The 20,266-nt window shown below is 58.5% G+C and carries 22 protein-coding genes and 3 tRNA genes; 16 read left to right on the plus strand and 9 right to left on the minus strand.

Annotated features, from left to right (window positions below; all coding sequences use genetic code 11):
• Positions 1-381 precede the first annotated feature (381 nt).
• Entirely contained in the window at positions 382-1,746 is a 1,365-nt protein-coding gene (locus CPter91_RS24835) for a cache domain-containing protein (protein ID WP_061945454.1), read from the plus strand.
• 12 nt (positions 1,747-1,758) lie between these two features.
• Complete coding sequence (locus tag CPter91_RS24840) at positions 1,759-2,385, plus strand: response regulator (RefSeq protein ID WP_061945456.1); 627 nt, start codon at positions 1,759-1,761, stop codon at positions 2,383-2,385.
• A 37-nt stretch (positions 2,386-2,422) separates the two neighbouring features.
• On the opposite strand, the gene CPter91_RS24845 is transcribed toward CPter91_RS24840, so the two are convergent.
• Positions 2,423-2,902: an SRPBCC family protein gene (locus CPter91_RS24845; protein ID WP_061946623.1), complete on the minus strand. Its 480-nt coding sequence runs from the start codon at positions 2,900-2,902 to the stop codon at positions 2,423-2,425.
• Between the two features lie 147 nt (positions 2,903-3,049).
• Between CPter91_RS24845 and CPter91_RS24850 the strand changes: the two genes are divergently transcribed.
• From CPter91_RS24850 to CPter91_RS24860, 3 genes are all read left to right on the plus strand, one after another.
• The gene (locus CPter91_RS24850) at positions 3,050-5,113 is read left to right on the plus strand and encodes a UvrD-helicase domain-containing protein (protein ID WP_061945458.1); all 2,064 of its coding nucleotides are present in this window, start codon (positions 3,050-3,052) and stop codon (positions 5,111-5,113) included.
• 40 nt (positions 5,114-5,153) lie between these two features.
• Positions 5,154-5,441: a DUF4404 family protein gene (locus tag CPter91_RS24855; RefSeq protein WP_061945460.1), complete on the plus strand. Its 288-nt coding sequence runs from the start codon at positions 5,154-5,156 to the stop codon at positions 5,439-5,441.
• Between the two features lie 163 nt (positions 5,442-5,604).
• The gene (locus CPter91_RS24860) at positions 5,605-6,504 is read left to right on the plus strand and encodes a recombination-associated protein RdgC (protein WP_061945462.1); all 900 of its coding nucleotides are present in this window, start codon (positions 5,605-5,607) and stop codon (positions 6,502-6,504) included.
• Between the two features lie 55 nt (positions 6,505-6,559).
• Here the strand turns inward: CPter91_RS24860 and CPter91_RS24865 are convergent, their stop codons facing one another.
• A complete protein-coding gene (locus CPter91_RS24865) occupies positions 6,560-7,690 on the minus strand; it encodes a GGDEF domain-containing protein (RefSeq protein ID WP_082793252.1) in 1,131 nt (376 codons plus the stop codon).
• Positions 7,691-8,020: 330 nt separating this feature from the next.
• On the opposite strand from CPter91_RS24865, the gene CPter91_RS24870 reads away from it, so the two are divergent.
• Complete coding sequence (locus tag CPter91_RS24870) at positions 8,021-8,533, plus strand: hypothetical protein (protein WP_061945465.1); 513 nt, start codon at positions 8,021-8,023, stop codon at positions 8,531-8,533.
• A 330-nt stretch (positions 8,534-8,863) separates the two neighbouring features.
• On the opposite strand, the gene CPter91_RS24875 is transcribed toward CPter91_RS24870, so the two are convergent.
• Positions 8,864-8,940 (minus strand) — tRNA-Asp (locus CPter91_RS24875).
• Positions 8,941-8,974: 34 nt separating this feature from the next.
• Positions 8,975-9,050, minus strand: a tRNA-Val gene (locus CPter91_RS24880).
• A 385-nt stretch (positions 9,051-9,435) separates the two neighbouring features.
• On the opposite strand from CPter91_RS24880, the gene CPter91_RS24885 reads away from it, so the two are divergent.
• From CPter91_RS24885 to CPter91_RS24915, 7 genes are all read left to right on the plus strand, one after another.
• Positions 9,436-9,906 (plus strand): energy transducer TonB family protein, encoded by a 471-nt coding sequence (locus tag CPter91_RS24885; RefSeq protein ID WP_061945467.1) that lies wholly within the window; start codon positions 9,436-9,438, stop codon positions 9,904-9,906.
• Positions 9,907-10,086: 180 nt separating this feature from the next.
• Entirely contained in the window at positions 10,087-10,497 is a 411-nt protein-coding gene (gene rnk, locus CPter91_RS24890) for a nucleoside diphosphate kinase regulator (RefSeq protein ID WP_061945469.1), read from the plus strand.
• A 105-nt stretch (positions 10,498-10,602) separates the two neighbouring features.
• Positions 10,603-11,112, plus strand: a complete 510-nt coding sequence (locus CPter91_RS24895; RefSeq protein WP_061945471.1) for a hypothetical protein — start codon at positions 10,603-10,605, stop codon at positions 11,110-11,112.
• Positions 11,113-11,316: 204 nt separating this feature from the next.
• A complete protein-coding gene (locus CPter91_RS24900; RefSeq protein ID WP_061945473.1) occupies positions 11,317-11,616 on the plus strand; it encodes an ElaB/YgaM/YqjD family protein in 300 nt (99 codons plus the stop codon).
• Positions 11,617-11,640: 24 nt separating this feature from the next.
• Positions 11,641-12,027 carry a phage holin family protein gene (locus tag CPter91_RS24905; RefSeq protein WP_061945475.1) on the plus strand — a complete coding sequence of 129 codons (387 nt, stop codon included), beginning with the start codon at positions 11,641-11,643 and terminating at the stop codon, positions 12,025-12,027.
• 14 nt (positions 12,028-12,041) lie between these two features.
• Complete coding sequence (locus CPter91_RS24910; RefSeq protein WP_099047249.1) at positions 12,042-12,419, plus strand: hypothetical protein; 378 nt, start codon at positions 12,042-12,044, stop codon at positions 12,417-12,419.
• A gap of 66 nt (positions 12,420-12,485) precedes the next feature.
• The gene (locus tag CPter91_RS24915; protein ID WP_061945479.1) at positions 12,486-13,178 is read left to right on the plus strand and encodes a YiaD family glycine zipper/OmpA-like lipoprotein; all 693 of its coding nucleotides are present in this window, start codon (positions 12,486-12,488) and stop codon (positions 13,176-13,178) included.
• Positions 13,179-13,255: 77 nt separating this feature from the next.
• Here the strand turns inward: CPter91_RS24915 and CPter91_RS24920 are convergent, their stop codons facing one another.
• Positions 13,256-13,855, minus strand: coding sequence for a c-type cytochrome (locus CPter91_RS24920; protein ID WP_061945481.1), 600 nt, complete (start codon positions 13,853-13,855; stop codon positions 13,256-13,258).
• Positions 13,856-14,055: 200 nt separating this feature from the next.
• Between CPter91_RS24920 and CPter91_RS24925 the strand changes: the two genes are divergently transcribed.
• From CPter91_RS24925 to CPter91_RS24935, 3 genes are all read left to right on the plus strand, one after another.
• Positions 14,056-14,131: transfer RNA gene (locus CPter91_RS24925), tRNA-Arg, on the plus strand.
• 410 nt (positions 14,132-14,541) lie between these two features.
• Positions 14,542-15,609 carry a type IV toxin-antitoxin system AbiEi family antitoxin gene (locus CPter91_RS24930; protein ID WP_061945483.1) on the plus strand — a complete coding sequence of 356 codons (1,068 nt, stop codon included), beginning with the start codon at positions 14,542-14,544 and terminating at the stop codon, positions 15,607-15,609.
• On the plus strand, positions 15,587-16,441 hold the full coding sequence (locus tag CPter91_RS24935) for a nucleotidyl transferase AbiEii/AbiGii toxin family protein (protein WP_061945485.1): 855 nt from the start codon (positions 15,587-15,589) through the stop codon (positions 16,439-16,441). Before CPter91_RS24930 ends, CPter91_RS24935 begins: the two co-directional genes overlap by 23 nt.
• Before the next feature lie 23 nt (positions 16,442-16,464).
• Here CPter91_RS24935 and CPter91_RS24940 read toward each other — a convergent pair whose 3' ends face one another.
• The 4 genes from CPter91_RS24940 to CPter91_RS24955 form a co-directional block, all read right to left on the minus strand.
• Positions 16,465-17,943, minus strand: coding sequence for an AlkA N-terminal domain-containing protein (locus CPter91_RS24940; RefSeq protein ID WP_061945487.1), 1,479 nt, complete (start codon positions 17,941-17,943; stop codon positions 16,465-16,467).
• A 208-nt stretch (positions 17,944-18,151) separates the two neighbouring features.
• Positions 18,152-18,511, minus strand: coding sequence for a hypothetical protein (locus CPter91_RS24945; RefSeq protein WP_061945489.1), 360 nt, complete (start codon positions 18,509-18,511; stop codon positions 18,152-18,154).
• Between the two features lie 121 nt (positions 18,512-18,632).
• Entirely contained in the window at positions 18,633-19,502 is an 870-nt protein-coding gene (locus CPter91_RS24950; protein ID WP_061945491.1) for a class I SAM-dependent methyltransferase, read from the minus strand.
• A 98-nt stretch (positions 19,503-19,600) separates the two neighbouring features.
• The gene (locus CPter91_RS24955; RefSeq protein WP_061945493.1) at positions 19,601-20,233 is read right to left on the minus strand and encodes a response regulator; all 633 of its coding nucleotides are present in this window, start codon (positions 20,231-20,233) and stop codon (positions 19,601-19,603) included.
• Positions 20,234-20,266: the final 33 nt, after the last annotated feature.

Below are 20,266 nucleotides of genomic sequence, written 5' to 3' on the forward strand. Positions count from 1 at the left end.
AATACCTTGCAAGCACGACGAACTCTCGTCCGCCGCGCATTACTTACCTTTGCTTAAATTACTATTCCTCGTCAGTGCCTATGGTTTGGACATTCAGCATTGCAACCTTAGACTTCAGCTTCATGCGATTTACGAGTTTCATGTGCTTCTCCATAAAATTGAAAAATTTCTGCCTCATCCCGCCCAGTCAGCCTTGACTAATCGTTCCGGAGACAATTCAGCGTAAGTGGATATTGATTTTTTGGCTAGTTAACAAATCATCTAACTCCCTTTTTAAGATATTCCTTGCAATCAATGCGCTGATCACTTCTAGTTGCCGTATCCAGATATCCGCTAAAAGACATTCATCTCGCCATGGCGGATTCCCGGTAAAGTAGCGCCATGAAATTACGCCAAAAAATCATCTTCCTGGCGATCGTCCCCCTGATCCTGGCGCTCTGTGCGATCGCGCTGGCCGTGCGGCATCAGGCGATTGCGCTCGGCCAGCAGCAACGGGAAACGATCCAGGCCGCCTATCTGGCCAGCAAGGAAGCCGAGCTCAAGCACTACGTGGAGCTGGCCACCTGGTCAATCGCCCATTTGTACGATTCCGGCCGCAAGGACCAGGCCACGCTGGAAGAAGCCATGGGCATCCTGTCCAAGCTGTCCTATGGCGACGACGGTTATTTTTTCATCTACGACATGCAGGGCAAGAGCCTGATGCATCCGCGCCAGCCGGAACTGGTCGGGCGCGATCTGTGGGGCATGAAAGACGCCGACGGCAACCTCACTATCCAGCACTTGATCGAACGCGCCCGCAGCGGTGGCGGCTTTGAGCGCTACCAGTGGGAAAAGCCGTCCAGCCATCATGTCGCGACCAAGCTCGGCTATGTAGTGGCGCTGCCCAACTGGGGCTGGATGCTAGGTACCGGCATCTATATGGATGACGTCGACGCCGCACTCAGCAAGATCGATACCCAGGTGTCCGGCAATATCCGCAACACCATGTGGTGGATCGCCGCCATCGCGACCCTGAGCGCGCTGGTGGTGGGGGCTTCCGGGCTGGTGCTGAACATCAGCGAGCACCGGGTGGCCGACGCCAAGCTGAAAGTGCTGGCGCAGCGCGTGGTGCGTTCGCAGGAAGAGGAGCGCGCGCGGCTGTCGCGCGATCTGCACGATGGCATCAGCCAGTGGCTGGTGTCGATCAAGCTGCAGATCGAAGCCGGCATCGCCAAGCTCGACCACGGGCCGCAGCAGGCGGCCGCCGCGCGCAGCAATTTCGAGCGCACCGCCGGCCAGCTGAACGACGTGCTGGGCGAGGTACGACGCATTTCCCATGATCTACGGCCGGCGATCCTGGACGATCTCGGCCTGGCAGCGGCGCTTGAACACTTGACCCAGGAATGGCTGGAACACGCCGGCATTCCGATCGCCTTCAAGCACGATGGCGACATCGACGGCTTGCCGGCGGTGGCCAATACGGTGCTGTTCCGCATCGCCCAGGAAGCCTTGACCAATATCGCGCGCCACTCGCAGGCGACGCAGATCGAGGTGCTGCTGCAGGGCGACAGCCAGGCCGTTTCGCTGGCGGTGCACGACAATGGCGTCGGTTTCGACGTCGGCCAGATCGACAGCAACCCCAAGCGCGGCATCGGTTTGCGCAATATGGTCGAACGGCTGGAAGCGGTCGGCGGCCATCTCAGCATCAGTTCTTCATCGGCCGGCACCCGCGTGCTGGCCACCATTCCTCATGCCTCTTATATCTGACCATGCCTGACCATGCCTGAACCAATTACCCGAATCATGCTGGTAGACGATCATCCCTTGGTGCGCGACGGCTTGCGCGCGCGCCTGGAAGCGGTACCGGGCTTCGCCATCGTAGCGGAAGCGGGCAGCGCCGAAGAAGCCTTGCAGCGCGCCGAGGAACAGCCTATCGACCTGATCCTGATGGATATCAACCTGCGTGGCAGCAGCAACGGCATCGACCTGACCGCGCGCTTTCACGCCAGTTTCCCGGAGATCGCGGTGCTGATCCTGAGCATGCACGACAAGACCGAATACCTGATGCAGTCGGTGCAGGCCGGCGCCCGCGGCTATGTACTGAAGGATGCGCCCGGCAAGGATATCGTGCATGCGATAGAAACCGTGATTTCCGGCGGCATGTATTACAGCGCGGCGCTGGCGCAAAAATTGGCGCGGCCGATGACGCCCGGCCAGCTGCTGACGGCGCGCGAGCGGCAGGTGTTGCAGCACATCGCCAACGGCGAATCGAACAAGCAGATCGCCCGCGAACTGGATTTAAGCGTGCGCACGGTGGAAACCCACCGCCTGAACATCAAGCGCAAGCTGGAAATCGAAGGGCAGGCGGAGCTGATCAAGTTCGCCGTGGAAAACAATTTTCGCTGACGGCGGAGGAAGTGGGGTAGCTGGGCAGCCCCGATAGTTACCCCAACTTGCCGTCAGCCGCCAGCTCGCGGATCACGCGGATGGTGTCGATATCGGCTTCCTGGTAGGCGGAGCGGCGGAATTCATCGTAAAACTCTTGCTCGGCCTGCGCCGCAGGCTGCCGCTGGACGGCGTCGTCTTCGTATTCGAAACGCACGAATAGCATTTCCTGTTCTGGCTCTTCAATCGTCATGATCAGGCTTGAGCCGGCGATATCTTGCTGTTTCGGCACCTGGTAGCGCACTTGCAGCAGCGGCAGGTAGCTGACCACGTCCTTGACGACGACCTTGCCGTATCGCAATTCACGCGTGACCGACTGCACCGACTTGTCCGACAGCTGGCAGTCATCCAGATGTTCGACGAACAACAGCGGCTGTTCGGCCCGCATCACCAGCCCGCGCCACAGCTGTTCGCGGGTGAGGGAGTCGATCAGCGGGTTGAGGGGATCGTTGATTTCGATCAGGTGGCTGAATTTCATGGCAGGTCCGGCAAAATGGTTGATGACGGATTGTCCCATATTCCGTACAAAAACTCGGCACAGAAACTCATGCCGGGTCTGGCGCGCGGCCGGCGCTGTTAAAATACAGCGCTTTGCTCCTTCCGGCCCGCCGCTGTCTTGTCACTTATGTCGTCTACCCCCAATTTCGGTCTGAATGCTCCCCAACGGGAAGCCGTCAAGTATCTCGACGGCCCCTGCCTGGTGCTGGCCGGCGCCGGTTCGGGCAAGACGCGCGTGATCACGCAGAAGATCCAGCATCTGATCGAGGATTGCGGCTACGACGCCAAGCATATCGCGGCGCTGACCTTTACCAACAAGGCCGCCACCGAAATGCAGGAGCGTATCGCCAAGCTGCTGAAGGATCCCAAACAGGCTAAGCACATCACGGTCAGCACTTTTCACTCGCTGGGGGTCAAGATCCTGCGCCAGGAAGCGCGCGGTGTCGGCTTGAAAGACCGCTTTTCGATCATGGACAGCGACGATTGCTTTTCTATCGTGCAAGACCTGGCGATCACCACCGACAAGCAGCTGGTGCGTCGCATCCAGACCGCCATCTCGCTGTGGAAGAACGGCCTGGTCGATCCCGAGCAAGCCATTAACCAGGCCGTCACCGAAGAAGAAGCGCAATATGCGCGCATTTTCCGCAGCTATGTGGCCACCCTGGCGGCCTATCAGGCGGTCGATTTCGACGATCTGATCCGCCTGCCGGTGGAGCTGTTCCGCAGCAATGAGGAAGTGCGCGATAAATGGCAGCGCCGTCTGCGCTATCTGCTGGTCGACGAATATCAGGATACCAACACCTGCCAGTATGAATTGGTCAAGCTGCTGGTGACCGGCCTCGGCAAGAAGCCGATGTTTACCGCGGTGGGCGACGACGACCAGGCGATCTACGCCTGGCGCGGCGCCACCATTGAAAACCTGAAAACCCTGCAGGTCGATTTTCCCGACCTGAAAGTGATCAAGCTGGAACAGAATTACCGTTCCTCCACCCGCATCCTGCAAGCCGCCAACGCGGTGATCGGCAACAATCCCAAGCTGTTCGACAAAAAACTGTGGTCGGAACACGGCCTCGGCGATCCGATCAAGGTGATGGGCATGGAGGACGACGAAAAAGAAGCGGAGCAGGTGGCGATCATGCTGTCGGCGCACCGTTTCGAGCGGCGCGCCAAGTTTTCCGACTACGCCATCCTGTACCGCGGCAACCACCAGGCACGCACCTTTGAAAAAGCCCTGCGCCGTGAGCGTATCCCGTACACGATGTCAGGCGGCCAGAGCTTTTTCGACCGCGCCGAAATCAAGGACATCATCAGCTACCTGCGCTTGATCGCCAACGAAGACGACGATCCGGCCTTCATCCGCGCCATCACCACGCCCAAGCGCGGCGTCGGCCAGGCCACGCTGGAAGTGCTGGGCACGGTGGCAGGGCAGTGGCAGTGTTCGCTGTTCGAGGCGGTATTCAAGGGCGGCATCGAAGCCAAGCTGACCGACCGCCAGCTCTATCCGCTGCGCGAATTCTGCCATTTCATCAACCAGCTGGAAGCGCGCGCCAGCCGCGTCGGTCCGGCCGGCAGCGGCGAAAATGCGGCCGCCGTACTGGACGACATGATGAAGGAAATCAATTACGAGCATTATCTGTACGACAGCTTCGACGACCGCGCAGCCCAGGGTAAATGGCAGAATGTGCTGGATTTCACCAACTGGCTGAAAGAAAAGGGCACCGGCGGCAAGGATGGCGCCGGCGACGAGCGCAATCTGCTGGAACTGACGCAGATGGTGGCGCTGATGTCGATGCTGGAAGGCCGCGACGAAGAACCTGATGCGGTGCGCATGTCGACTCTGCACGCCTCCAAGGGACTAGAATATCCACATGTGTTCCTGATCGGCGTCGAGGAGGGCATCCTGCCGCACAAGGGCGATCCCGATGCGCCGCCGGAAACCATCGCCGCCCGCATCGAAGAAGAACGGCGGCTGATGTATGTCGGCATCACGCGCGCCCAGCGCAGCCTGCATGTCAGCTGGTGCAAGAAGCGCAAGCGCGCCGGCGAATCCATCGTCTGCGAGATATCCCGCTTCGTCAAGGAAATGAAGCTGGATGAGGGCGACGCCCTGCCGACCGAGGCCGAACAGATCACCCCGCAGAACCGTCTGGCCAATTTGAAGGCTTTGTTGCAGAAGCCGAGAGCGGCGTGAGATGATAAGCGTCACAGCGAAAACCATTCTGGAGTAAACCATGAGCATAGACAACATCAAGACATCGCTGGAAAAACTGCGCAGCACGCTCGAGAGCAACGGCGCGGTAGACAACGAATTGAAGACTTTGCTGCAAACCCTTGATACCGATATCCAGCAGTTGCTGAAATCCCCGGGCACAGCCCCGGCCGAGACGCCGGCAAGCGGCATCCGCTCCGAGCTGGTGCAGCGCGCCCAGGGCATTTCGGCGCGGCTGGCAGTGAAACATCCGCACCTGGAACCGGTATTGCGCGAAATCGCCGATACGCTGACCAATATGGGTATCTGATACCCAGTCAATCCGAGTTTGCAGGGTGGGCCGCCGAATGCGGCCTGACCGGCAACTGCAGCTTGAAACTTCTCGCTTAACCGATTAATCGCTACGACGCTGCGTCATTGCCGCCCATGGGGTGGCTGCCGTGTCTGCGATTGCTTTATTTTATTGGAACACCATGTGGTTTAAAAATCTTCAGATCTTCCGTATCCCCGCACCATGGGCCATTTCGGCCGAACAGCTGGAAGCCTTCCTGGCGCCACAGGCCTTCGCCAAGTGCAGCAGCCTGGAATTGCAAAGCCAGGGCTGGCTGTCGCCGCGCGAGAACGGCATGCTGGTGCACAGCGTGAACCGCCAGATGATGATCTTGCTGGGCACGGAAAAAAAACTGCTGCCGGCCACCGTGGTCAACCAGGTGACCAAGGCGCGCGCCGCCGAGATCGAAGAGCAGCAAGGCTATGCGCCTGGCCGCAAGCAATTGAAAGATCTCAAGGAACAGGTCACCGACGAGCTGCTGCCGCGCGCTTTCAGCATCCAGCGCAATACCTGGGTCTGGATCGATCCGGTCAACGGCTGGCTGGTGATCGATGCGGCCAGCCCGGCCAAGGCCGAAGAAATCCTCAAGCTGCTGCTGGGCTCAGTCGACAAACTGCAGGTTGCCGGCCTGCGCACCGCCCATTCGCCGCTGACCTCGATGACCAACTGGCTGGCTTCGGATGAAGCGCCGCACGGCTTCACCGTCGACCAGGACACCGAACTGCGCGCCGCCGGCGAAAGCAAGGCTACCGTGCGCTACGTGCGCCACACCATCGAAGCCGACGACGTCCGTCGCCATATCGCCTCCGGCAAGCAATGCACGCGGCTGGCGATGACCTGGGCCGACCATATCTCTTTCGTGCTGACCGAATCGCTGGCGATCAAGCGCATCGCGCCGCTCGACGTTCTGAAGGAAGGTAACGACACCAGCAGCAAGAACGACGATGAACGTTTCGATTCCGACATGATGCTGATGACCGGTGAGCTCAACAAGATGCTCAACGACCTGGTGTTTGCGCTGGGCGGCGAACCGGCAGTCTAAGGCTTAGCATTGTCAATAGCGCTGCTTCACCCGTGCTGAAGCAGCGCGCTTATCCTTAAAACGCCCGGATCGTGGTGCCGCCGTCGGATGACTCGAAGGTATCCGGGCTGATCATGACGCGGTTGCGGCCGGCCGCCTTGGCGCCGTACAAGGCCATGTCGGCGCGCTGGAAGGCTGCGTCGATACTTTCGCCGGGGCGGAAATCGGTGATCCCGATCGACGCCGTCAGGATAATATCCTTGCCGAACTTGCTCCAGTCATACATTTCCGTCTCGGCGCAGATGCGGTCGAGCGCTGTCACACCTTCCTGCACCGTGGTGCCGGTCAGCACCAGCACGAACTCGTCGCCGCCGTAGCGGGCGAAATGGTCGCTCAGGCGCATCTCGTTGCGGACGATCTCGACGAAGGTCTTGAGCACCATGTCGCCGGCGGCATGGCCGAAATTGTCATTCACCGACTTGAAACCGTCGAGGTCGAGGATGGCGATGCAGAACGGCGTGCCGCCGCGCTGGAAACGTTTCTGTTCGACCGCCAGGATTTCCATCAGCGAACGGCGGTTTTCGATATTGGTCAACTCGTCGCGTGTGGCCAGTTCCTGCACCCGTTTCATGGCTTTCACCAGCTGCTGGTTCTGCTCGGTGATCTTGCGCTGCATGCGACTCATCATGTTGGCCAGGTAAATACAGCGGCCCAGAGTCAGGATGAAGGACAGGCAGACCAGCAGTTGGCTCAGGTTGTTACTCACAGGAAATTGCAAGTGCGCGCTGGACAGGCTGAACGCCAGCACCAGGGCGAGCGAACCGATCAGCCAGCTCACAGCATTCCAGAATGTGCTCAGGCCAAGCGCGCCGAAGGCGTAGATCACGAAGAAATTGATCAGGAACAGGTAGCCGACCTGCGGCGCCAGGATCAGGAATCCGGTCTGCATCAGCAATGCCGCCACTACTTGCGGGAAAGTCAGGCCGGGATCCTTTGAGCGGCGCTGGAAGCCGCTCCTGATCAGCAGATAGAAAACCAGGGTCACTACGACCACTGCCATGCCATAGAACAGCGCAATATCGGACTGAATCACGCCTGCATGGACGAATCCCCATAGCAGCAAGGCATCCAGCACGCCGCTCAGGGCGACGCGTCCCAGCATGCCCAACGCCATCGCATTCATTTCTTTTCGTCGTTGCGCTTTCATGTCCCCGAATTCCCTTTGCACGCCTTGGTTGCCACTGGTTTCTTCAGCCCGATTGGCAACAAGCAGCCACGCATGACAGACAGCAATTCATTTTTTTGGGAGAAATGGATGCAGGACATGACACTAAAGGGGAACAATAATGCCATGTTTTGGCTTTCGCACGGATGCGGGATTGAGTAATGTATCAAAATTGTTGCACAACAGATATTCTATAGCTTATCGGAAACTTAAGCCGCATCTGTCCATCCTGGCAAAGGTGTAGAAGCAGATCGGCGCAAATGGGACCGTAAAAATGGAATGTCTTGCATGTTTTAAAGGGGTCAGGGGAGTATGAGAGTCATTATTTTGTTATTAGTTGCCGTCGGGATAGGCGGTTGGTACTGGAATCGTCAAAATACTATCGACGAAGCCAGCGTCACGCGCTTTTACGACACCGCTACCGAGCATGTGCTGAATGGGCGCGGCCAGGAACTGTGCGCCATGCTGACCAAGGATTTTACGCGCAGCGGGGTCAACTCAACCAGCCAGGGACGGATCCAGGAAAACGCCGACAAGCAGGAAACCTGCGACAAATACAGCAAAATGTTCGATTCCATGGCCCGCACCGGCGGCATGATGTCGACCAATTACCAGGTCTACATCGAACATATCGAGCTCAGCAAGGACAAGCGCAGCGCCGAGGTGAAGCTGGCGACCAATGTCAGCATGGCGATCGGGCCGATCGGCAGGGTCGCCGAAACCCGCGACAAGAGCGTGGAAACGCTGGTGATACGCAACGGCAAGGTGATGCTGCAGAAATCCGAGGGGACGGCGATTACAAGGACGATCGGCGACCGGTTCTGAGACGGGCTGGCATGCTTAAACAAAAAAAGACGACTACGAGGTCGTCTTTTTCATTTCAGGGCGATATCCCGCAAGCGGGGATATAAAATTGGACGTGCAAATAAAAACGCCCGCTTGCGCGGGCATTTGTATTTAATCTTGGCGGAGTGGACGGGACTCGCCTACATGCTGCAGGCCGCTGCTGCGCCTGCAGGCGCAGCCCTTCGATTCCCGCCGGAAGCCGCGCAGGCGGCTTCCTCCACTCCGCAGAGCGATATCCCCGCAAGCGGCGATATAAGTTTGGATCTACAAATAAAAACGCCCGCTTGCGCGGGCATTTGTATTTAATCTTGGCGGAGTGGACGGGACTCGAACCCGCGACCCCCGGCGTGACAGGCCGGTATTCTAACCAACTGAACTACCACTCCTAAACTACTCTTCATTGCCGCCCGATAATCTGCTTGGTGGGTGCTGAGAGGCTCGAACTCCCGACCTACGCCTTGTAAGGGCGCCGCTCTACCAACTGAGCTAAGCACCCGAAATGCACACTTAGTCAGACTATCTTTCGGTGCGTATGTCACTACGCCTGAAGGGGGCAGATTGTACAACGGTTTTTTTAAAAAAACCAGCGCTTCGCCAAAAATTGTTTAAAAAGTTTTTATCGACCCCGCCATTCCCTCTGTAAATACACTGGATATCCCCCTCTCAAATATAATTAATGCCATCAATAAACATTATTTTCATTGTGAATTTGCCATGGAAATGGCGGCGGTACAGGCAGCCTCAAAGCAAGTGATCTGACATCCGCTTTGCCCGCGCAAAAGCCATCTGCAGCGGCCAATCGCTTTTTTGTTTGGACAGCGCCCGCTCTCGCCCTAAAATGACTTATAGCTTGCCTTAAGCTGCCCCGTCCGGAGAATGCGATGAACGCCAGGATCAATCTCGGCTTGTACTGCGCGGCGGCATTGCTGCTGGCAGCCTGCAATCTCAATCCCAACCCGGCCGCGCCGCCGGTGCCGGCCACCACGCCCGATGCGACCTCGACCGCCACCACCATGGACGACTACAAGCGCGGACTGGCGCAAAGAATCGTCGCCGTCAATTCCACCGAGGTGTATATCGGCCGGCCACAGGCGCTGCTGCGCGCGGTGATTGTGGTGAAATACTATGTGAACGCCGACGGCCAGCTGCTGCGCGCCGAAATCCTGCGCACCAATAAGGACCGCAAGGCCGAGGCCAGCGCCCTGGCGGCGGTACGCCGCGCCGCGCCTTTCCCCAAGCCGGACAGCAAATTCCTGCGCCGCGGCGAAGTCGAGATCGCGGAAAGCTGGCTGTTCAACGACGACGGCCGCTACCAGCTGCGCTCGATCGCCGAACAGCAGATGGACCAGTAGCGCAGCATAGCGGCGGGTCACCACGATGACCCCTGCATGGCCGGCGAAACTTGCTTCGCGCGCGCTTCTCGCCTACCATCGAGCTACCAGCCAGGACGCAAGGAAACGCCCGCGCGACTCTTCATCGCGCCGCGTCCGCATCTAGCATCTATCTCCCTTTTTCTATGAGACCGCACAGTAATGGATATCAAGCCGCCAATCACCATTTCCAGCTTCGATCTGGAACGTATTGAACAATTGCTGGCATCGGCCGCTTATCGCAACCTGCCAGGCATCGATGCCCTGGAACAGGAACTGGGACGCGCCACGGTCGTCGATCCGGAACAGATCCCGCCGGGCCTGATCACCATGAATTCGGCGGTGCGCTTCATCGACGACGTCAGCAAGGTCGAATACGACATGACGCTGGCCTACCCTGGCCCGTCCAATCCACCGGATGCAGTATCGATCCTGGCGCCGGTCGGCAGCGCCCTGCTCGGCCTGTCGGTGGGACAGTCGATTTCCTGGCAAGGTCCGGGCGGCCGTCCGCTGCAGCTGCGCATCCTGGACGTGACTTACCAGCCGGAAGCCAACGGCGCATTTCACCTTTAAACGCATCCGCCATCGCCACCGTATGCAGCAGCGGCCATGCTGCTGCAAGTTTTCAAGACGCAGAACCATCGCGTCTGCTACACAGAAAAGTAAAGACAGGTCATCATGTTAAGCGCAGATTATCAACGCCCTCCCAAGCTGTACCGCTATTCGGAGCGGCAATGGCTGGAACGCTCCCTGACGCTCGGCGAATTCCGCCTGCGCCCGCCGGCGGAAAGCCTGCAGATCAGCAATCTCCACCATCCTCGCAGCTCTGGCGCCAAGACCCTGCCGCAGCTGCTGACCCTGAGCCTGAGCAGCAGCGACGACGCCAGCCTGTTCAGCGCCTTTGCGCCGTCCAACTGCTGCCTGGTGATCCACGATACCGAACATTTCGGCGAAATGGTCCATCGCGCGGTACAGCGGGTGCTGCCCAACTGGGCCGGCATCGACGCCGCCATCTGCTACGGCCAGCCGAGTCCGCTCGGCGCCACGTTTACCAAACCCAAGCGCGACGCCGCCCAGCACGAATGGCTGTTTGCCTGGCGCCCTGCGCAAGCGACCATCGGATTGCGGCCGATCGTGATCCAGATCGGCAATCTGGAAAAAATCGCGGAACTGCGCGACCGGAAATAAGCGCAAACGGCGCCGGCACTGCGGCGCAGCGGCTATCCGTCTGTTACCGGCGTCAATAAGTGCACATTCGCGGACAAAAACACCATGTTGGCAGATTGGCACAGTAGCCTGTATCATCGGCGATACTGATTGCACCAGTGCGGCCACTGCCGCTGCGGCTGGTATTCGCTATACTGAAAAATTCACGAATCTAGGAGCCACACAATGCACAGATCCACCCTGAGAACCCGCAGCGATATGCGTAGCATGGTCGAGGACGCGCAAGAGCTGTTCCGCGAGGCAGCAGCCACGACCGGCGAAAAGGCCGAGGATCTTCGTCAAAAAGGTTTGGAACTACTTGACGCCGCTGTATCTAAAGCACAAGACGTGCAGGCAGCAGCGATCGAAGCCGGCAAAGATATCGCCGCCACGGCCGATGACTATGTCCAGGAAAATCCATGGCGCGCAATCGCCATTTCCGCCGGCGTCGGCTTGCTGCTCGGCCTGGCCATTTCCCGCAAGTAAACGCAGCATAACCGTCAGGCACGCATGAACCCACAACAACCCAAGCACAGCAGTCCGGGTCTGGTGTCCGGCCTGGTCAGCACCGCCAAGAACATGTTTGCGCTGGTGATCAGCCGCATCGAGCTGGCCGCCCTGGAATTCTCCGAGATCGGCGCCCATCTGTTGAAGCTGTTTCTGGTGTGTGCCCTCAGCATTGTCGCGCTGTGGTTTGCACTGGCCTTCTGGAGCGCCCTGGTAGTAGTGCTGGCGTGGGAATCCATGGGCTGGAAAATACTGGTGATCCTGGGCGCGTTCTTCACCCTGCTGGCGCTGGGCTCAGCCTTGTATGTGCGCAGCGTGTTACGCCAAGGCAGGCTCGGCTTGCCAATCACCATGGCTGAGCTGCGCAAAGATCGCGACGCCATACTTTGAGCAGGGAACCCGACATGAGCCGACACATGGGACTCGACAGCCATCTTTCATCCGCCGAACGCAAGCAGAAACTGCTGGCCGAAGGCGCACTGTTCCGCGCTGAAATGCTGCATTCGCGCGACATCGTGCGCGCCAACCTGAACAGCAAATCGCTGGCGACCGTGCTGCTGGGACGCGCCAGCGGCATCGCTTCGTCGCTGTTCAGCGTTTCCAGCAGCCTCAAGGGCAGCAACCTGCCGGCCATGCTGCCGCTGCTGGTGACCGGCGCTTCCTGGCTCTCCAAGCGTTGTACCCGCAAACCCCTTTTAATCGGAGCAGCCGTGATCGCAGCGATCGGCGGCGCCGTTTTTGTCAGCAGTAGAAACAGTAGAGAAACAACAGATGACGAATAACCGTAAGCCCCATCCGGGGCTGCGGTTTTTTTGCTGATGCTGTCTCAACCTTCGAGAGGAAAGACCATGAATACATTCAAATTAGGCGCCCTGGCTCTGGCAGTGACCATGGCCACTGCAGGTTGTGCCGACATGTCGGAAACGCAAAAAGGCACCGCCTATGGCGCAGGCGCGGGCGCGGTTCTCGGCGGCCTGGTGGGCGGCATTGCCGGCCCTGGCGGCGCCGGACGGACGGCCGCCGGTGCGGCCATCGGCGCCGCGATCGGCGCGGTTGGCGGCAATATCTGGGGCAAGCGTCAGCAAGATCAGAAAATGGCGATGGAACGGGCAACTGCCGGTACCAACGTCCAGGTTACCCAGACTGCCGATAACCGCCTGAAGATCAATGTTCCGGCCGATACCGGCTTTGCGACCGGGCGCGCTGACATCAATCCGGCCCTGCGCCCAATCCTGGACCAGCTGGCGACAACGCTGGTGCAGAATCCCGCCGCCCAAGTGGAAGTCTACGGCCATACCGACAATACCGGCACGGATGCAATCAACAATCCACTGTCGAACCAGCGTGCACAGAATGTCGCCGGCTACCTGAGCAGCCGCGGCGTCGCGCCGAACCGTATCCTGACCAAGGGCCTGGGCTCCACAGAGCCTGTAGTTGCCAACGATACGGCAGCTAACCGTGCAATCAATCGCCGGGTTGAGCTCTACACTTACGAACGGGATCCTGGGCAAGGCCAGCAACCACAGGCTCGGGCCTATTGATCTTCACCCCAAGCTCTTGGGTAAAAAAAAGCCAGTCAACGTGTTGACTGGCTTTTTTTACGATCGGTTATGCCGGATTACTTTGCTGCCGGCTCCGACGCAGCGCTGGCTGCCGCAGAAGCAGAAGCCGCCGCACTTGCAGAGGCATCGGCAGCAGCGGCTGGCGCCGGCACTTCAGGTTCCTTGAACTTGCCGCCCGATTGGTTGGCCATGTAGACCACCGCGCGCGCCACTTCGATATCGTCGAGATCTGGATTGCCGCCCTTGGCCGGCATCGCCCGCAAACCGTGCAGCGCATAGCCGACGACCTTGTCGTAGCCGTCAGCCAGACGCGGCCCCCAGGCGCCGGCATCGCCGACCTTGGGAGCACCGGCAGCGCCAGTCGCATGGCATGCCGCACAGGTGGATTTGAAGACCTCTTCGCCCGACAGCAGCTGCTTCGGCGCGTTGACGTCCTTGAAGGTGAAACCGGCATCGGCTACCGGCTGGATACGAGCCGCAATTGCTTCCGGCGTCTGTCCTTCCGAACCGGCGCCGACTTTCTTGCCTGCGGTGACGTATTGCACCAGCAATACGATACAGATGATAGGTACTAGAAAACCGGCTGCAACAGCAATGATCAGTTGCTTAGGCGTCTTGATCGCGGATTGATGTTCTTCGTTTTGTGCGTCGCTCATAATTCCCTCAGTGCAATTTTCAAAGCCATAGCCGGATACGCGCCAAAAAACCGTTCACACTGCCTGAACAGCCCACGATCCCTCGCCAAACCCTTGATTATAGTCGCAATAAATACTATTTGGAACGAACAACAGTTGCTTTAAATGGACGCGCACGCAGAAAAACGGTATCCTTCATGCCTCTTCACCGTTCCTCTCATGCGGCTGTAGCTCAGTGGATAGAGTATTGGCCTCCGAAGCCAAGGGTCGCTGGTTCGATTCCAGCCAGCCGCACCAGTTTTTCCGATATATATCAATAGCTTGAACATCTCGACATGCCGCTGGCACGAACGACGGGGGCTTGCGTTATTGCGCATTTCCGCTTCATCGGCTGACAATCATATTTAAGCAATACCCTTCCCTGCTATCCAGTAACGCCCGGGCATTCCTATTCTGGATCGGCCTGTCCGATGTTGATGGAAAAATCCAACCATGCCAACTGTAGCCGACTCTTTATCTGACACTCTGCAGACCTCCCGACTGCCGCCTCATCTTTAAGCAAAACTTGATTGACAGCTAATGATTGCTGCATCGCTGCGTTCAATTTTTTTACTTTTCACGTAACGTGAAAATAGACTCACATTGAATATTTTCCGAAAATCGTTCATAATAATTTCATATTCACGTAACGTGAAAAAGGAAATATCTTGAACGATGATCAATTTCTGGTGCCATCGTCGCCCGAGGCTGAGCTGATAACCCATGCCCTGGATGCGTTACGCGAGTCGACAGGAATCACGGGCCAACTCCTTCATCCCGCCCCCCATGCAGACGCCGAAGTCACTCTTCAGGTGGCAGGTCAGTCGTTGCTATATGCCTGCGAGGTCAAACGGAAAATTGACAGATTCTTGGCCCTGGATAGCCTAAAAGCCAGATTTTCCGCAAACCAGACCCCCGCCCTCCTCATCTGTGAGTCGCTCAGCCACGAGATGGCGGCGCGCTGCCGCGAACTCGGCGTACAGTTCATCGACACTGCCGGCAACGCCTACCTTACCAACACACAGGGGGTGCTGATCCATGTCGCCGGTCGTAAAGCAAAAAAAGAATCCTTAGGCCTTGCCGGCGAAATGACCATCACCCCCGCCTCCCTGCGCATGATCTTCGCGTTCCTGGCCGATCCCTCCATGCTCAATGCGACCTATCGAGATATTTCCGTTTCGGTACAGATATCGACCGGTGCGATTGGAAAAATTTTCGAAACTCTGGAAGCGCGGGGCTTCATAAGCACGGCGCCGGGAGGAAATCGCATCATCAGTTCACCCGCGCATCTGCTAAGCGAATGGACCAGCGGATACCTGGGCCGTTTGCGTCCCAAACTCAAGAAATTTCGCTTCACCGCACCCGACCCCAGTGCGCTTTATCCTGGCTGGAATCCCACACCGCACAGCTCCGCCTGGGGCGGCGAAGTAGCAGCGGACATCCTCACAAAGCACTTAAAACCGGCGACGTTCACCATCTATATGGACATGGAGGCAAAAAAAGCCGAGCTTACTGCATTGATAAAGCAGTTCCGTTTGCAAGCAGACCCTCATGGTCCCATCGAGGTGCTCCAGCCATTCTGGAACATGGAGTACTTTAACCAGCCCGACCCTACCGTGGTACCGCGGCACCTGGTCTATGCGGACCTGCTTGGCACACAAGATCCACGCAATCTTGACCTCGCCAAGCAAATCTCTAGCGACATCATCAAACATGTACATAACGCGGCGCGATAGGCCACTAGATCCGGTTACCCTCGCCATCCTCAATGCCCTGCATCTGATCGCGGCGAGGCACAAAACAAGCTATTTCATCATCGGCGCGACTGCCAGGGACATTCTGATGATTCATGTTTTCGGCATCGATCAGGGACGCGCGACACGCGACGTCGATTTTGCTATCGCCTTAAAGGACTGGCGCCAGTTTGACCTCATCAAGAACGCGTTCATTGACAGTGGCGATTTCCAGCCAGTAACGGGGACAGCACATCGGCTGCACTACAAGCCAGGCGAATTTGGATCCGGATATCCCCTGGATCTGATTCCCTTCGGCGCAATCGAACAAGATAAAAACGAAATCGCCTGGCCGCCAGACATGAGCGTAGTAATGAATGTCGCCGGATACGCCGAAGCGCTGGCATCGGCAATACAGGTCGATGTCGGTGAAAATTTAATTATCAGTGTCGTTTCGATACCGGCGCTGGCGGCTCTCAAACTGCTGGCATGGAACGACAGGGGCTTGCTCGACAACAAAGACGCGCAGGATATCTTTTTCCTGCTTCGGCATTATCACGAAGCAGGCAATGACGGGCGCCTGTATGCGGAGGCATTCTCACTAATGGAGGCCTGCGGATACGACCTAGCCTTGGCCGGCGCCGCATTGCTGGGCTACGACACCCGACTCATACTGGAAGACGCTACGCGTCAGGCATTATTGGCGGTACTAGGTGACCCAGCCAAACGAGACCGCCTGGCCATACATATGGATCGAACAATGGCCGCCGACGCCGTTGTCCCGTCTCGCTTTATCGGACAATTCGAATACGGGCTTGATTTAGAAACGCTATAGCGTTTTATCCGAGCACCTTGGGATCAGCTAAGCGATGTCCAAAGGTGCTGCGCCGCGTAAGCGCGCCAAGGCCGCCAGGCTTCCGCCCGCGCGCTGAGCTGCCTGGCGCTCGGCCGAGGCCCTCCTTCATGCAGCGCGAGCGCATTCATCAAGGCCACATCGGCCGCCGGAAATGCATCCGGCTCGCGCAGATGGCGCAGCGCAAAGTATTGCGCGGTCCAGTCGCCGATGCCGGGCAATTCGCACAGTTTCTGCACGACTTCTGCCAGGCTGGCGCGGCTGTCCAGCAAATGCGGATCGGCCACCAGCGCGGCGGCCAGCGCTGACAAAGTGGCGGCGCGCGACTTCGGCATGCCGAGCGCGGCCAGGTCGGCGGCGGCTACGCGCGCCGGCTCGGGAAACACATGGCTGAGCCCGGGACGGTCGGCACAGGTTTCTGCCAAGGCGACGCCATGCTGCGCCGCCAGCTTGCCGGCTAGCTTGATGGCGCCGCTTACCGTAATCTGCTGCCCCAGCACCGCGCGCATGGCTTGTTCAAAACCGTCCCAGGCGCCCGGTATGCGTAATCCAGGCCTGGCGGCAGTCAACCGCGCCATGAGTGGATCTTCGCCGAGCTGGCTGTTGATGATGTGCGGGTCAGCAGCGAGATCGAACATTCTTCTCAGACGGGCAATGATGGCTGCCAGCGACGCCAGTCGCGGGAAACGGATCGTGACTTGCAAAGCGTTGCCCGCGCCCTGCCGTACCAGCACCGTACCTTGTGCGCCGTCGAGGCTGATACAGCGGGAATAGCTATCATCAGCTACCGTTTCTACACCGGTGATCGCGCGCGCTTGCAAGAAGACGAGCATGGCGGGCCAGTCGTAGGGTGGATGGTAGCGCAGCAACAGCGTGACTTCGCCTTGCGCACCGGCTGATTGATCGGGCTGGGCGCTACGCCGCAAGGCGCCGGGCGGCCGCTGATACAGGCCGTGGAATACTTCATTAAAGCGTCGCACGCTGCCAAAACCGGCCGCAAATGCAATTTCAGTGAGCGGCATGCGGGTCTCGTGGATCAGCTGCTTGGCCAGCAGTACGCGCCGGGTCTGGGCCACGGTCACCGACGATGCGCCTACATGCTGCACGAACAGACGGCGCAGCTGGCGCTCGCCGACGCCGAGGCGCTCTGCCAGCGTATCCATGCCGGCGTCATCAAGGGCGCCCATCTCTATCAATGCCAGTGCGCGCGCCACGGTGTGCGACACGCCGGTATTGGAAACGCCGCGCCAGGCGCCCGAATCGGGCGCGGCTTCGGGCCGGCAACGCAGGCAAGGACGAAAGCCGGCTTCCTGGGCGGCGGCGGCAGTGCGGAAAAAAAGGACGTTTTCCGATTTGGCGGTACGGGCAGGACAGATCGGCCGGCAATAAATGCCGGTGGTCTTGACGGCGACGAAGAAGCGGCCGTCGAAGCGCGCATCGCGGCTGGCCAGCGCTCGGTAGCAGGTGTCGTGATCGAGTTCCATGGCGGCATGATCGCGCCGTTGTCTGGTACTGTCTAGCGGTTTTCGGACATGGGCATCATGACAATAATCATGAACATGGGGAGTCCGGAAAGCGCCAGTGCACGCAGGCGATGGCGACAATCCGGGATATTGCCTTGGAAATACACGCCACGGGCAACTGGGAAACCATGCAACGCATAGTTGCTATGGCTTCAGCCAAGCCGAGGCTTTATTTACCGTTCAGGACCGGCCACAGGCGCGGACCGCCATCGCCGTAGCGGTCGTCAAAGCGTTTCAACACCGCTTCGCGCGCGGATTCGCTCAGGCTCGGATATTTGTCGCCCTGCTCGATGGCGGCGTAGGCTTCACCAGCCTTGGCCAGGTCCTCGGGGATATGGAAATTGCTGACGAAGTCTTGTTGCCACTGCTCTGTCACCTTGGCGACCAGCACGGCGCGCGCAGGCTGGTTCAATACGCTGAATTCGTCGACGCCGGCAGTAATACGCTGCACCGTTTCAGTCAATCCCTCCTCGGTCAGCGGCGCCTTGGTGAATTCCTTGACGGCATGTGAGCCACTCGTCTTACTCATGTCACTCTCCTTGGGTTAAGTGGTGTGATGATGGACGACCCGCTTACCGCGGGCGGATGTTGCAGACTCGGTATTGTTTGGATTTGCCTGAGCTTTTTCGCGGAGAAAATCAGTGTAAGAATCAGTGCGTGGTGAAAAAGCGTTCTTGCATTTCTTCCAACCCGAGCGTGTGCAGCACTTCGTGCAGACGCTCGGTCGGTCGCTTGCGCGGCAGATTCTTGTAGTTGGCGATAATCAATTCATTCTTCATCGAATGCTCCCAGCCGACCAGTTCGGTCACGCTGACTTGATAACCATGTGCTTCCAATTGCAGGCAGCGCAGCACGTTGGTGACCTGGCTGCCGAATTCCCTCGTATGCAGCGGATGGCGCCAGATTTCCGTCAAAGCTTCCTTGCCCAGCGATTTACCTTTGTTCTTTTTCAGTACTGAAGCCACTTCAGCCTGGCAGCAAGGCACCAGCACCATGAAGCGCGCCTGCTTCTTCAAGCCGAACTCGATCGCATCGTCAGTAGCGGTATTACATGCATGCAATGCCGTGACAACGTCGATCCGGCCCGGCAACAAAGCGGACTCTATCGATTCCGCCACCGACAAATTCAAAAACGACATGCCAGGAAATTCCAGGCGCTGTGCCAACTCCTGCGATTTCTTCACCAGTTCTTCGCGCGTCTCGATGCCGAAGATGTGCGAATTGTCCTTGAGCGTCTTGAAGAACAGATCGTACAGAATGAAGCCCAGGTAAGATTTTCCCGCTCCATGGTCGACCAGTTGTACGCCGCTTTGTTCCCGCTGGATTTCCTGTAGCAGGGGTTCAATGAATTGATATAGATGATATACCTGCTTGAGCTTGCGGCGGCTGTCCTGGTTCAATTTGCCGTCGCGCGTCAGGATATGCAGCTCCTTGAGCAGTTCTATCGATTGGCCGGGACGAATTTCATGCTTGGCGGCCTGCTGGCCGGGAGTGTTGGATTCTGGTTTGATGCCGTTCATGGAGCTTGCTTTCTGTCGGCCAGGCTGGCCCGTTATCCTGCCAAGTATAACGGCTTCAAGGGCCCAAGGTCTTGAAACGGCGGCGCCCGGCCAAAAGATTAGCGTCTGCTTCTCGTCATGCGCCCCATCGTGCAGGAGTAGCGGCCCAGCTCGACGTCGTTGCGCAAGCCTATTTTTCTCATGGCCGAGGCTTTTTGCAAACCCACGGTCTTGACGCTTTTATGGAGGCGGTCGGCAATTTCCCGCAAGCTGTTGCCGACAGCGTACATCTTCAGCACTTCGACTTCACGCCTGGTCGGCGCCTTGCCGGTCGGCCCTTGCTTCAGCAGCCGCAGCGCCGTTTTGCTCACGTATGGCGCGCTGCGCGAACCCTCCAGGATGGCGCGGCCGAGCTCGCCCAGTTCGTCGCTCTTGTGCACCACGCCTTTCACGCCGCTATTCCTGATCTGGTACAGCACGGCGGGAATGTCGATCATGGTCAGCACAACCAGCGCCAGCGCCGGATGCTCGCACTTGAGCTGGTTGAACAAGACGCAGCCGTCGCCAATCCGGTTGATCGGCAGCGAAAACTCGGAAATCAGCATGTCGCAGGGCGTATCTTGCAGCCGCGCCGACAGTTCCGCAGTCGAGGCGGCGGCGGCCACCACGGCGTAGCCGGGCATCAGGTCGATATATTGCCGCACCCCCGAAATGACGGCTGGATGATCGTCAGCCAGGATGATTTTGATCATGTAGCTCCTCCCAAGAATAAGTGATTGTGTGTG

It is taken from the genome of Collimonas pratensis, from assembly GCF_001584185.1.
Classification (GTDB): Bacteria; Pseudomonadota; Gammaproteobacteria; order Burkholderiales; family Burkholderiaceae_D; genus Collimonas; species Collimonas pratensis.